The organism is Luteibacter sp. P4_E6, assembly GCF_056401535.1.
Genome location: NZ_JBFUJE010000065.1, coordinates 1 through 13,789 on the forward strand (window position 1 = coordinate 1; position 13,789 = coordinate 13,789).

A 13,789-nucleotide genomic window follows, 5' to 3' on the forward strand; every position below is an offset into this window, starting at 1 on the left:
CCTCGAAGGTTGTGTCGAGCGTAGCGCGTCGGCGCGGCGGCATCACGTGTGGATTGGCAGGGGCGCGGATCCGGCGTCGTCCGGCCAGCGGCCGGTGGCGCTGCTCCGCCAGAAGCGCAGGAAAAGGAGGATGGCAGCCATGCTCAGCCCGGCGATCAGACCCATCCACATGCCACGCGCGCCCAGGTCGTGGGGGAAGGCGAGCCACCAGCCCACCGGTACGCCCACGCCCCAATACGCGAACATGGTGATGCCCATCGGCACCCGTGTGTCCTTCAGCCCACGCAGGGCACCGTTGGAGGCGACCTGGATGCCGTCGGAGAACTGGAAGAAGCCGGCCAGGATCAACAGCTGCGAGGCCATGGCGATCACGGCGGGGTCGTTGGTGTAGAGACTGGCAATGGGGCGGGACAGAAGCAGCATGGTCCCGGAGGAGAGGAATTGGGTGACCAGCACCAGGGCGATGCCCGACATGCCGGCGTAACGCACGCCGGTGATATCGCGTCGGCCCGCGGCGTTGCCGACACGCACGGTGATGGCCATGGACAGGCCCAGCGGAATCATGAAAGCCACGGACGCGACATTGAGCGCCACGTGGTGGCTCGCCGTTACTGTCTCTCCGAGGCGGCCGATCATCAGGGCGACGGCGACGAACATGCCCGCCTCCATCAACAGGGTAACCGCCATCGGCAGGCCGATATTGAGCAGCTGGCCAATCTTGCGGAGGTCCGGCTTCGCCATGCGCTGCCGAAGATTGAGGTCACGGTAGTTGCGATGGTTGAAGATGTAGATCGCGAAACCGATCGTCTCCAGCCAGAGCACGATCGCCGTGGCCATACCGCTGCCCCGCGCGCCCATGACCGGGAAGCCGAGCTTGCCGTACATCAGGACATAGCCCAGCGGCGCCAGAATGAGCAGTCCGCCGAAGCTGAAGTACATCGACGGGCGCGGCATGGATAAGCCCTCGGAAAGACCTCGCAGGGCGAAATAGGTGGTGATCGCTGGCGCCGCGAAGCAGATGGCGTGCAGGAAGGCCGTCACGTCGGCACGCATCGATTCCACCACGCCGAACAGCGCCATCAAGGGCGAGGCATGCCAGACGGCGAACGTCATGAGCGCGCCGAGCACCCAGGCGATATAGAGCGCCTGATGGAAGATCGGGCCAACTTCGCCGCGCCGCCCCGCGCCGTCGAGTTGGGCAACCGTCGGCGGCACGGACATCATCGTGCCGAGGCCGAACACGAGCGCGAGCACCCAGATATTCACACCGGTAACCACCGAAGCCTGCGTATGCGCGCCCTGGTGTCCGGCGAGCACCGCGTCGACGACGTTGGGCGCCATGGCGGAGAGCTGCGCGAAGATCATCGGAAGGGCCAGCCGGACGGTGGCGCCGATCTCGCGACGCGCGCGGGCACGGTCGAAGGACATGGGGGAAAGCACGCAGGGAGGGCCGCCCATTGTAGCCACCTCCCATGCCATCATCAGAATTCGTAAGGGGAAAACACGGGGTTGTAAGGATGAACGAACTGAAGCCGTCGCCCGTCCTGCTGTGCGCGAACTGCACCGCGGCACTCCAGGGCGCCTTCTGTCACGACTGCGGCCAGTCCGTGAAAAGCGTGATCCAGCCGGTATCGCACATGCTCGAGGACGCGGGAGACCTGTTCTTCCACCTCGACGAACGCATCGTGCATACGCTGCCGCCGCTCTACACCAAGCCGGGGTTCCTCACCCTCGAATACTTCTCCGGACGGCGCGTACGGTATATCGCCCCCTTCCGGCTGATGTTCGTGTTCTGCCTGCTCGCCTTTTTCTTCATGCATCTGGCCATCGGCGACTTCAAGGTTGGCGGATCCGAAGGCACGGCACCGCGCGATTCGATCGACGCCTTCGCCGGCGCGAAGACGGCCGAAGAGGTCCACACGCTCTACGACGACCAGATCCACGAGGTGCGTACGGCCCGCAACGACCCCTCGCTACCGGGCGCCGCAAAGGCCGGCCTCGGCGCCGCCGCGGGCCTGATCCGGGAGGCGGCAAACACCCGTCTGGTGGCGCTCAAGGCAACCCCGATCCCCGCTGAGGCGGGCGAATCCGCACCAACTGAAGACCACCCTGGCCGGGGCGAGGCCAGGGTCGAGAAATGGTTCGGCAGCGATTCCAAAATTGATGTTGGCTGGTTTCCGGATGCGCTGAATCACCGGCTCAACGTCGCCTTCGGCCACTTGAAAGCCAATCTCATTCCGATCATGAACAAAGGACCGGGGAAGGATGAAGCGGTCCGTCGCATCCTGGACGGCTTCTTCTCTGTCCTGCCACAGACGATGTTCTTCATGATCCCGGTGTTCGCCCTGATCCTGAAGCTGTTCTATGTGTTCCGCCGACGGCTGTATATGGAGCACCTCATCGTCAGCCTGCATAGCCACGCCTTCATTTTCATCTCGTTGATGGGACTGATCCTGTTGAGCTTCGCGCGGGAGACCATTGCCCCCCGGCTCGCCCTGGCGGGAACCGCTATCGGCTTCGTGCAGTTCGCCATGTGGGTGTGGATACCGATTTACCTGCTGATGATGCAGAAGCGCGTCTACCGGCAGGGATGGCCCATGACTATCCTGAAGTACTGGTTGATAGGCAGCGCCTATTTCTGGCTGCTCCTGTTCGCGGTGGTCATAGCGGCCATCGTGGGCATGACCCACTAGGATTTTTTCCTACCGCGCAGGCGGTTGTGCACAGGCCCGAAGACCCCTTCGCTTTTGTCAAGGTTTTATAGATGCCAGATGAACGGCGCGGCAGCCTCATTTTTAAGTTATTGAAATAATGGAATATTTCAGTATGGTTAAAATCTACCCAAGGTAAGCCGAAGGGCCCAACCATGCGCCTTGGATGCCCCCCATCCGGAGCTCATCCACAGACTTATCCACAGGTCTTGTGGATAACATGGAAACCCCCTTTGGGGCGGGCACTTACCTTCGATTCCTCTTTTGGGGGATCTCATATCAGCCCAAGCCTATGGCGCACTGGTCAATCATTGACCAGCGAAATCGGCATAGGTCGTTAAACTAGGGGTCGCATGACCGCCGTCTTCCGTGTCGCCTTACCGGTGCCCCTCCTGACCCTGTTCGATTACCTGCCGCCCGAGGCAGGTATCGCGCAGGCGGGATCGCGCGTGCGCGTGCCGTTCGGACGGGGAGAAATGGTCGGCGTGGTGATCGATCCGGCGGCCGAAGCAGCGGTGGGTGTCAAGCGCCTCAAACGCGTGAGCGAGGTCCTCGACGACGCCCCCCTGCTCGATGCCGAACTCCTGGCCACCCTGGCCTGGGCAGCGGACTACTGGGCCGGCGCGCCTGGCGAGGCCTTCGCCAACGCGCTACCCCTGGCGTTGCGTGAGCCGCGGCCCTTGCCGGCGACCGGCCGGGAGGTCTGGGCGCTTACCACCCAGGGCCGCAGCGCCCGCGATGCCCGCAGCCGCAAGGGTGGTTCGGCCGCCTTGCTCGAGGCGCTCGTCGACGGCCCGCGCGCGGCCGACGAACTCGGCTTCGCCCTGCCTGAGTGGCGCGCCGCGGCGCGGCGCTTGGTGGACGCCGGCCTCGTCGAAAAAATGGAGCTGGAGGAAACGTCCCTGCCGGCTAGCCCTGCTCCCGGCCCGGCACTGAGCGAAGAGCAGGCGGCCGCGGTCGCCGCGATGGGCGAAGGATTCGGCCGCTTCCAGCCTTATGTCCTCGACGGTGTCACCGGCAGCGGCAAGACCGAGGTCTATCTCGCCCTGATCGAGCGGGCGTTGGCCGATGGCAAGCAGACCCTGCTGCTGGTGCCGGAGATTGGCCTGGCACCGCAGACGGTGCGGCGCCTGCGCGAACGGCTCGGCGTCACGATCGAGGTACTCCATTCCAATCTCGCCGAAGGCGACCGTGCGCGCGCCTGGCTGCGAGCACGAAACGGTACGGCGAAGGTGGTGCTCGGAACGCGTTCGGCGGTCTTCACACCGCTGCCGCATGCCGGCCTGATCATCGTCGACGAGGAACACGACGCCTCCTATAAGCAGCAGGAAGGCTTTCGTTACCACGCTCGCGACCTGGCCCTCGTCCGCGCCCGCGCCCATGGCGTGCCGGTGGTCCTGGGCTCGGCCACGCCGTCGCTGGAGACACTGGGCAACGTCGAGGCCGGGCGTTACCAGCGGCTGGTCCTGCGCGGCCGCCCCGGTGCCACGCAATCCACTCGCGTGCAGATCGTCGACATGCGGGCGCAGCGACTCGACCATGGCATGTCGCCCACCCTGATGAATGCCGTGGCGGCCTGTGTCGGACGCGGCGAACAGGCGCTGGTGTTCCGCAACCGACGTGGCTACGCCCCCGTACTCCTTTGCTACGACTGCGGCTGGCATGCGGATTGCCCGCGCTGCGACCGGCCCATGACCCTGCATGCCGGACGCCGTCGGCTGATCTGTCACCACTGCGACAACACCATGGCGGTGCCGACCGCCTGTCCGTCGTGCAAGTCGGCCAACATCAGCCCGCAGGGCCAGGGAACCGAGCGCCTTGAAGAGGCGCTCACGGCACGTTTTCCCGAGGTGCCGGTGGTCCGCATCGACCGCGAGACCACCCGCCGGCGCGATGCCTTCGGTGAGATCCTCGACGGCCTGCGCGAAGACAAGCCGGCGATCCTTGTCGGCACGCAGATGCTGGCGAAGGGACATGACCTGCCCAACCTCACCCTGGTGGCCATCGTCGGCGTCGACGAAGGCCTGCACAGCGTGGACTTCCGCGCCGGCGAGCGCCTCGCCCAACTCGTGGTGCAGGTGGCGGGCCGCGCGGGGCGCGCGAGCAAGCCGGGCAGCGTCCTGTTGCAGACACACCATCCCGATCACCCCATGCTGCACTCGTTGCTGCGTGGTGGTTACGCCGCCGTGGCGACCGAACTGCTCGAGGAGCGCCGGCTGCTGGAACTGCCGCCCTTCGCCCACCAGGTGCTGCTTCGCGCCGACGCACTGGGTCGCACCGAGGTCGACGCCTTCCTGGCCCAGGCCCATGCCGCCATCGGACCGCCGGGCGATTTACGAATCGCAGGGCCCATGCCCGCGCCCATGCCCCTGCGTGCCGGTCGCCACCGGGGCCAGCTGCTGGTCGAGGCCGGCTCGCGCGCGCGCCTTCACGCGTTCCTGCGGCCGTGGCAGCACGCGCTCGTGGGCCTGCCCGAGGCACGAAAAGTACGCTGGTCGCTGGATGTCGATCCGATCGATCTGTACTGACAGAACGCCGCATTGCTGAACCGAAACCTTTGGATGCCTACACGCCGGGGGCAATCGGCGCGACAATAGAGGTCTCCCAGGTAACGGAAACCCCAACGTGACCACTCAGCTCGAGCAACTGCGCAAGATCACCACCGTCGTAGCCGACACCGGCGACATCTCGGCCATCGCCAAGTACAAGCCGGAAGACGCGACCACCAACCCGTCGCTGCTGCTGAAGGCGGCCGGTATCCCGACGTATTCGGGCTACATCGACGAAGCCGTGCAGTGGGCCAAGGGCCAGAGCAACAAGCGCGAGCAGCAGCTGGTCGACGCCAGCGATCGCCTGGCCGTACTGGTCGGCCGCGAGATCCTGAAGATCGTCCCGGGCAAGGTCTCCACCGAGGTGGACGCCCGCCTCTCGTTCGACACGAACGCCTCGATCGACAAGGCCAAGCGCCTGATCGGCTTCTACGACGAACTCGGCATCAAGAAAGAACGCATCCTGATCAAGCTCGCTTCCACGTGGGAAGGCATTCGCGCCGCGGAAAAGCTGCAGAAGGAAGGCATCAACTGCAACCTTACCCTGCTCTTCAGCTTCGAACAGGCCGTGGCCTGCGCCGAAGCCGGCGTGTTCCTCATCTCGCCGTTCGTTGGCCGCATCTTCGACTGGTACGTCGCCAACACCGACAAGAAGACCTACGCACCGGCTGAAGATCCGGGCGTGCAATCCGTCCGTCGCATCTACGACTGGTACAAGCTGCATGGCTACGAGACCGTCGTCATGGGCGCCAGCTTCCGCAACATCGGCCAGATCCAGGCCCTCGCCGGCTGCGACCGCCTGACGATCGCTCCGGAGCTGCTCAAGGAACTGGACGAGAACACCACCGACCTGCCGGTCGCCCTGAAGGACACCGGCGCCAAGGAAGACAAGCCGGCCAAGCTCGACGAAGCGAAGTTCCGCTGGGGCCACAACGAAAACGCGATGGCCACCGACAAGCTCGGCGAAGGCATCCGCAAGTTCGCGGTCGACCAGCGCAAGCTGGAAGAACTGCTGGGCGCGAAGCTGTAAGTCTCGCTACACGGTGTCACGAGAAGGGGCCTCACGGCCCCTTTTTTTTGTTTATGCGACCGGCTTTGTGTGGGAGCCGGCTGCCACACCACTTTTTACCTACGGATCTTGAAGCCGAGCAATCGATCGACTGTCTTTCCATAGGGCGGTCGCAGCATCGCCGAGACGTCGAAGCGTGCCTGCCGATACACCGAACGAGCGTGGCTGAAAGTGCGGAAGCCGTCGACGCCGTGATACGCACCCATGCCCGACGGACCGACGCCGCCGAAAGGCAGCTCGTCCATTGTCAGGTGCAGAATCGTGTCGTTGATCGTCACGCCGCCGACCACCGTGCGTGCGAGAACACGCTCCTGCTCTTCGTGATCGTTGCCGAAGTAGTAGAGACTCAACGGCCGCTCGTGCGCGTTGATGTGCGAGATGGCGACGTCTATCCCGTCATACGGAATCACCGGCAGGATCGGCCCGAAAATTTCCTCGCGCATCACGTTCATCGTGTCGTTGGCACCGAGCACGACGGTCGGTGCGATACGACGATCGACGAACGTCTCCGCAGCTGATCCGAGCGAACGCACGGTCGCGCCCTTCGACGTCGCGTCGTCGAGATAGCCGAGCAGCCGCTCGTGATGACGCGTGTTGACGATCGATGTGTAATCGGGATTGTCGCGCAGCGTGGGAAACATGCCTGTCACTGCGCGCTGCAGCGCGTCGACGAACGTTTCCAAGCGATCCCGCGGAACCAGGGCGTAATCGGGTGCGACACACACCTGCCCCGCATTGAGCGTCTTGCCGAACATCAGTCGCTTCGCGGCGAGATCGAGATCCGCGTCGCGGCCGATGATGGCCGGGGACTTGCCGCCCAGTTCCAGCGTGACAGGCACGAGGTTCGCCGCGGCGGCGCGCATGACATGCCGCGCGACCGACGTCGCGCCGGTGAAGATCAGGTGGTCGAACGGCAGTGCGGAGAACTGTTCGCCCACATCGCTGCCACCCGTGATCACGGCGACCTCGCTCTCGTCGAAGCCCTTGGCGATCATCTGCTGCATCAGCGCGGACGATCGTGGCGTGAACTCAGACGGCTTGATCATCGCGCGGTTGCCTGCAGCAAGGATGCCGGCGAGGGGCGAGAAGGTGAGATTGAAAGGAAAGTTCCAGGGCGAAATCAGACCGACCACGCCCTTGGGCTGGTAGTCGACCCAGGCGCGTGCGCCGAGCAAGGCGAGTGCGGCGGGCGTGACCGGACGCGGGTCACGTCGCATCCAGCGGCGCACGTGCTTCTTCGCGTGCTTGAGGGGATCGATGGACGCCGCGACGTCGGTGATCAATGAACCCTGCACGGAGCGATGCCCGAAGTCATCGCGCAGGGCGTCGGCGATGTCTGCCGAGTGATCGACCAGGAGGCCGATGGCGCGATCGAGCCGATCGATACGGACAGCTACCGACGGCGAGCCATCGGTCAGCTGGGCGAGCTTCTGGCGTTCGAGGATGACATGCATGGCGCCGAGTGTACGGCGCCGGGGGTGGCCGTGGCGGGCAGTGCTTTTTTGTAGGAGCCGATTCATCGGCGATTCCTGCGGAGAGGGGCATCGGGAATGACGCGAGCACCCATCGCCGATGAATCGGCTCCTACAACGGCAGCGAGGCTTTACCCCTGGGACCAGCCGCCGCCAAGGGCGCGGATCAGCTGGACGCTGGCGCGTAGTTGTTGCGTTTCGAGGTCGATCACGCTGCGGCGGGCCGTGAGGGCATCGGTCTGTGCCTGGACCACGTCGAGGTAGCCGACCGCACCGTTACGGTAACGATTCATCGACAGGTCCACCGAACGCTGCGCGGCGTCGGCGGCGGCGCGCTGATCCGTGAGCGCCGTGCCGAGGTCGCGCAGCAGGACGAGGTTGTCCTCCACCTGGGCGAAGGCGTTGAGCACCACGTCCCGATACGTCGCGCCGGCCTCGTCGGTCGCCGCCTTCGCGGCATCCACGACCGCCTTGCGGCGACCGCCATCGAACACGCTCAGCAGCAAGGTCGGGCCAATCGACCAGAAGCGGTTCGGCGCGGTGGCGATGCTGGCCCACGCGCTACTTTGCCAGCCACCCTGGGCGTCCAGCGTGAGCTGCGGAAAATAAGCGGAGCGTGCCACGCCGACACGCGCATTGGCCTCCGCTGTACGCCGTTCCGCGGCCGCGATGTCCGGGCGACGCTGGAGAATCACCGACGGTACGTCGAGCGGAATGGTTGGCACCGTCACCTGTGCGTCGTTCGTGGCGAGGGTAAAGGTCGATGCGGAATCGCCGACGAGCACCGCAATCGCATGCTGGATCAGTGCACGCTGCGCCTGTGCCTGGGTCAACTGTGAACGCGCGTTGGACAGCTGTGTCTGCGCGCGGGCCACGTCCAGACCGGACGAGATCCCGCCCTCGTGCCGCGATTCAGTGAGCTCCAGCGCGCGACTGAACGCGACGATGCTCTCGTTAAGCACCTTTACCTGCCGATCGAGACCGTTGAGCTGGAGATAGCTGTCGGTCAGCTGGGCCTGCAGGCTGAGACGCGCGGAGGCGAGATCCCCCGCCGCGGCCGCCTGCTCGGCGGTGCCGGCGGCGACAGTGTCGCGCACGCGACCCCACAGATCGACTTCGTAGTCCGCCTGCGCGCCGATCGTGTACGAGTTGTACAGGGAAGGCGAGGTGGTGCCACGAAGCGGACGCGTATCCGATTCACGGTCCCGCTGGCCATTGGCATTCAGGCCGAGCGTCGGAAAGAGCGCGGACCGCACCTGCCGGGTAAACGCCTCGGACTGCTCGTAATGCGCAAGTGCGGCGGCGAGACTCGCGTTGTTCGCGATCAGCTTCGTCTGCAGGTCATCGAGGCGCGGGTCGCCATAGAGCTTCCACCAGGCATCGCGGTCGAGATGGTCAGCCGGCTTCGCTTCGGTCCAGGGCGAATTCGCGTTGGCGTACTGGTCGGCGACCGGTACGTCGGGGACCTTGTACGTGGGCGCGAGCGAGCAGGCCGAGATGCCCAGCGACACGAGGGCGGCAAGCGCACCGGCCCGGTACACGCGGAGGCCGCTGGCGGAATCAGGCCTTCGGAGCATGGTCGCCTTCCACCTTCTTCGGCGCGCTGACGCGCACGGTGTCACCGTCGGCCAGGCCATCGGGCGGGCTTTCGATCAGGCGATCACCCGCGGCGATTCCCGAGCCCAGCTGGATCGTCTTGCCGAAGTCGCGCGTGATCGTGACGTCCTTGAACTTCACTTTGTTCTGGGCGTCGACCAGGGCGACGCGAAGGCCGCGATCGTCGTACACGACCGCGCTCGCGGGCACACTGAACAAGGTGGCATTCGCCGGGAGGCCGAAGGTCGCGCTCGCATAGCTACCCGGAAGCAGCTTGCCGTCCTTGTTATCGACCGAGACTTGCACGAGCGTCGTACCGGAGGCTGCGTTGATCGCGGCGGACGACGATTCAATCGTGCCGGTGAACGTCTGGCCCGGGTACTCGGGCACCGTGAGCTTCACCGGCTCGCCCGGCTTGATCGCCGGGGCGTAGTTCTGCGGCACGTTCACGTACATGCGCAGCTTGCGCGTATCGGACACCACGAACAGTTCCTGCCCCACCCCACCGGCATTGATCAAAGCGCCGACATCCGTCTCGCGGGCCGTTACCGTGCCGTCAAACGGCGCGGTGAGCTTGGCGTAGCCCTTCAGCGCCTGGATGCGTTCGAGATTCGCGGCCGCGGCCGCGGCGAGCGCGTGCTTGGCGTCGTAATCACCCGTCTTCTCATCGACCTCCTGCTTGGACACCGAGTCGGAGTCGCGCATGTCCTTCCAGCGCGTGGCCGTCGTCTGTGCCAGCGATTCATTGGCGCGTGCGCTGGCGAGGTCCGCCTTCGCCTGGAGCAACTGCTGGTCGAGGTCGGGTGTCTCGATCTCGCCGAGGACATCGCCGGCCTTCACCTTCTGGCCGATATCGACTTTCCAGTACTTCAGGTAGCCGCTGGTACGCGCGAAAATAGGCGCGCGGGCGTATGCCTGGAGGCGGCCCGGCAGGTTCAGGTCACCGCCGCCCTGTCCACTGTGCGGCGACACGACGTTGACCGTTGGCGTGGCCTGGTCGTCCGTCCATGTACGCAGCTTGCGCGAATCGTTCGCGCGGGTGGCGACGCCGGCCACCACGATGGCAAGGACCACGATGGCGGCGATGATGCCGGCCAGACGGAGTCGGCGCGGCGGCGGAGTGTGCAGGGTTTCAGGCGACATGGACGGGCTCCCCGGGATTCACCGGGCTGTGGGACGGGTGACCACGACGCGCGTGGATCATGCTGAAAACGACGGGGACGAAGAACAGCGTGGCAGTGGTAGCGAAGAGCAGGCCGCCGATCACGGCGCGACCGAGCGGGGCGTTCTGCTCGCCGCCCTCACCGAAGCCCATGGCCATGGGCGCCATGCCGATGATCATTGCCAGCGCGGTCATCAACACCGGGCGGAAGCGAACGAAGCCACCTTCGAGTGCCGCGGCGGTCGCGTCGCCGAGTACGTCGAGACGCTCGCGACAGAAACTGACCACAAGGATGGAGTTGGCCGTCGCCACGCCCATGCACATGATCGCGCCCGTCAGCGCGGGAACGGACAAGGTGGTGTGGGTGGCGAACAACATCCAGATGATGCCGGCGATGGCGGCAGGCAACGCCGTGATAATCACGAACGGATCGCTCCACGACTGGAAGTTCACCACGATCAGAAGGTAGATCAGCACGATGGCGCCGAGCAGGCCGAAGATAAGGCCGGAGAACGAATCGTTCATCGTCTGCACCTGGCCCAGCAACGCGGTGGACGATGCCTTCGGCAGAAACTTCTTGTTCGCCTCCACGATCTTCTGGATGTCGGCGGAGACGGCACCGAGGTCACGATCCTGCGTGGTGGCGTAGATCTCGACCATCGGCTGGATGTTGTACTGGCTGATCACGGCATTGGTCGCCGTGCGCGAAACATGCGCGATACCGCCGAGGATCTGCGATCCACCCGTGCCGGAGCTCGGGCTGATCGGCACGTTCTCGAGATCGGGCAAGGTGTCGAGGCTGTACTGCGGCGTCTGCATGACGATCGGGTACGACACGCCGTTCTGCGGGTTCAGCCAGAAGGTCGGCGCGATCTGGCTCGAGCCCGCGAGGTTCACGCCGAGGCTGGCGGTCACGTCACGCTCGTTGATTCCGATTTCCTGGGCACGGCTGCGATCCACGTCGATGTTCAGCGTGGGCACCGCGTTCGATTGCTGGATACGTGCATCGGCCACGCCGGGCACGCGACGGATGTCGCGAAGCAAGCGGTCCGCGTAGGCGAAGTTGGCGGCAAGATTAGGACCGCGTATCTGCAGGTCGATGGGTGCCGGCGATCCGAAATTGAGGATCTGGCTGGTGATGTCGGCGGGCGGGAAGGAGAACGTGACGCCCGGGAACTCACGCGGCAGCTGCTCGCGAAGCTTGCGGACGTAATCCGGTGTCGAGGCGTGGCCCTCGTTCAGCGCGATCTCGATATCGCCGTCCTGCGAGCCGATCGTTCCCGTGTTGTTGTACGTATTGTTGATGCCCGACGACGACAGGCCCATGTTGTCGACCACGGTGCCCAGCTCTTCCTTCGGGATGATCCGGCGCACGGCATTGGTCACGTCGGCGAAGAGACGCGCACTTTCCTCCACGCGCGTTCCGACCGGCGCGCGCACATGCATCAGGATCTGGCCCGCATCCACCGATGGGAAGAAGTTGCGGCCCAGCATAGGCACCAGCGCGAAGGTCAGGATCACGAAAGCCAGGAAGCAGGCAGCGAACACCTTGCGGTGATGCAGCGCCAGCTTGAGCAGGTCGTGATAGCTCTCGCGAGTCCTCTCGAAGCCCGCCTCGAACCGGCGCTGGAAGCGAACCAGCGGATTGCGCGACGGCTTCTTCCCTTCGCCATGCGGATCGTCGTGAGTGTGCTTGTGAAGCATGTACTTCGCCATCGTCGGTACCAGGGTACGCGAGAGGATGAACGAGGCCGTCATGGAGAACATCACCGCTTCGGCCATGGGCACGAAGAGGAAGCGCGCCACGCCGGTCAGGAAGAACATCGRCACGAACACGATGCAGATGCACAACAGCGCCACGAAGGCCGGGGCGAAGATCTGCGCGGCGCCATCGATGATCGCCGGTTCGACGTCCTTGCCCTGCTCCAGGTGCCAGTTGATGTTCTCGATGGTCACCGTGGCGTCGTCGACGAGGAGGCCGACCGCGAGCGCGAGACCACCCAGTGTCATGATGTTCATCGTCTCGCCGATAGCCGACAGCGCGGCGATCGCAGCGAGGATCGCCAGCGGGATCGACGTGGCGATGATCAGGGTCGAACGCCAGCTGCCAAGGAACAGCAACACCATGAGGCTGGTGAGCGCTGCCGCGATGATGCCCTCGCGGATCACGCCTTCGATGGCGGCGCTGACGAAGAGCGACTGATCGCCGATCGGCACGATCGTCAGGTTCGGCGGCAGCCCGTCCTTCATCGCCTTCACGCGATCCTTGATCCCGGCGATGATCGCCAGGGTGGACGCGGAGCCGTTCTTCAGCACCGTCATCAGCACTGAGCGATCACCGTTGACGTGCACGATGTTGGTCTGCGGCGGCGAGCCATCGCGCACGTGGGCAACGTCGCGCACGAAAACGGTGGCACCGTTGACGCTCTTGATGGGCAGGTTGCCGAGTTCGTTGATATCGGACGGTGCGTTGTTGAGCTGCAGCGTGTACTCGTACCGCCCGATCTTCTGCGTACCGACCGGCGTGATCAGATTCTGTGCGGCCAGGGCATTGGCCACGTCCTGCGCCGATAGCCCACGCGCCTGCAGCGCCGGCGGATCGATGTCGATCTGCACCTGGCGCGTCTTGCCGCCAAACGGATACGGGATCGCCGCACCCGCCACCGACGTCAGCTGCGGACGGATGTTGTTGAGGCCGAGATCGCCGAGGTTCTGCTCGGTGAGGCCCTCGCCAGACAACGCCAGCTGGATGATCGGAACCGTCGAGGCGCTGTAGTTCAGGATCAGCGGGGGCGTGGTACCCGGGGGCAGCTGGCGCAGCAGCGTCTGCGAGACGGCGGTCACCTGCGCGTTGGCCGTCTGGATGTTGACCGTGGGCTGGAAGAAGATCTTGACGATACCGAAGCCGTTGATCGAGCTGGCTTCGATGTGCTCCACGTCGTTCACTGTCGTGGTCAGCACGCGCTCGAAGGGCGACGAGACGCGACCGGCCATCTGGTCCGGCGGCAGCCCGGTGTACTGCCAGACCACCGCGATCACGGGAATGTTGATGTTGGGGAATATGTCCGTCGGCGTGCGCAGGGCCGCAAGCGGTCCCACGATCAGGATCAGCAAGGCGAGGACGACAAATGTATACGGCCGCGTTAAAGCGATCCGGACGATGTCAAACATGAGGGACGGATTCCGGGCGTGATGTTGCGTCGCAGCGGATTTTGCGCCCGTACCTTCGT

8 protein-coding genes are annotated in these 13,789 nt (G+C 64.9%); 3 read left to right on the plus strand and 5 right to left on the minus strand.

All coding sequences use genetic code 11. The annotated features are described in order from the left end of the window. Positions 1-42: 42 nt before the first annotated feature. Positions 43-1,428, minus strand: a complete 1,386-nt coding sequence (locus AC1DT2_RS06620; RefSeq protein ID WP_477295300.1) for an MATE family efflux transporter — start codon at positions 1,426-1,428, stop codon at positions 43-45. Between the two features lie 89 nt (positions 1,429-1,517). Between AC1DT2_RS06620 and AC1DT2_RS06625 the strand changes: the two genes are divergently transcribed. From AC1DT2_RS06625 to tal, 3 genes are all read left to right on the plus strand, one after another. Then, the gene (locus AC1DT2_RS06625) at positions 1,518-2,693 is read left to right on the plus strand and encodes a DUF3667 domain-containing protein (RefSeq protein WP_477295302.1); all 1,176 of its coding nucleotides are present in this window, start codon (positions 1,518-1,520) and stop codon (positions 2,691-2,693) included. A gap of 371 nt (positions 2,694-3,064) precedes the next feature. Then, positions 3,065-5,239: a primosomal protein N' gene (locus tag AC1DT2_RS06630; RefSeq protein WP_477295304.1), complete on the plus strand. Its 2,175-nt coding sequence runs from the start codon at positions 3,065-3,067 to the stop codon at positions 5,237-5,239. A gap of 97 nt (positions 5,240-5,336) precedes the next feature. Beyond that, positions 5,337-6,290, plus strand: coding sequence for a transaldolase (tal, locus tag AC1DT2_RS06635; protein WP_063572621.1), 954 nt, complete (start codon positions 5,337-5,339; stop codon positions 6,288-6,290). A 95-nt stretch (positions 6,291-6,385) separates the two neighbouring features. On the opposite strand, the gene AC1DT2_RS06640 is transcribed toward tal, so the two are convergent. The 4 genes from AC1DT2_RS06640 to AC1DT2_RS06655 form a co-directional block, all read right to left on the minus strand. Next, entirely contained in the window at positions 6,386-7,849 is a 1,464-nt protein-coding gene (locus AC1DT2_RS06640; protein ID WP_477295306.1) for a coniferyl aldehyde dehydrogenase, read from the minus strand. A gap of 83 nt (positions 7,850-7,932) precedes the next feature. Further along, positions 7,933-9,378: an efflux transporter outer membrane subunit gene (locus AC1DT2_RS06645; protein ID WP_477295308.1), complete on the minus strand. Its 1,446-nt coding sequence runs from the start codon at positions 9,376-9,378 to the stop codon at positions 7,933-7,935. Then, on the minus strand, positions 9,362-10,540 hold the full coding sequence (locus AC1DT2_RS06650) for an efflux RND transporter periplasmic adaptor subunit (RefSeq protein WP_477295310.1): 1,179 nt from the start codon (positions 10,538-10,540) through the stop codon (positions 9,362-9,364). Before AC1DT2_RS06650 ends, AC1DT2_RS06645 begins: the two co-directional genes overlap by 17 nt. Then, positions 10,530-13,730, minus strand: coding sequence for an efflux RND transporter permease subunit (locus tag AC1DT2_RS06655; protein WP_477295312.1), 3,201 nt, complete (start codon positions 13,728-13,730; stop codon positions 10,530-10,532). Before AC1DT2_RS06655 ends, AC1DT2_RS06650 begins: the two co-directional genes overlap by 11 nt. Between the last annotated feature and the right edge of the window lie 59 nt (positions 13,731-13,789).

Bases quoted from the DNA above. Each gene is read 5' to 3' on its own strand.
- AC1DT2_RS06620 (WP_477295300.1), bottom strand. From the start codon at position 1,428: ATGTCCTTCGACCGTGCCCGCGCGCGTCGCGAGATCGGCGCCACCGTC.
- AC1DT2_RS06645 (WP_477295308.1), bottom strand. From the start codon at position 9,378: ATGCTCCGAAGGCCTGATTCCGCCAGCGGCCTCCGCGTGTACCGGGCC.
- AC1DT2_RS06650 (WP_477295310.1), bottom strand. From the start codon at position 10,540: ATGTCGCCTGAAACCCTGCACACTCCGCCGCCGCGCCGACTCCGTCTG.
- AC1DT2_RS06640 (WP_477295306.1), bottom strand. From the start codon at position 7,849: ATGAATCGGCTCCTACAAAAAAGCACTGCCCGCCACGGCCACCCCCGG.
- AC1DT2_RS06625 (WP_477295302.1), top strand. From the start codon at position 1,518: ATGAACGAACTGAAGCCGTCGCCCGTCCTGCTGTGCGCGAACTGCACC.
- AC1DT2_RS06630 (WP_477295304.1), top strand. From the start codon at position 3,065: ATGACCGCCGTCTTCCGTGTCGCCTTACCGGTGCCCCTCCTGACCCTG.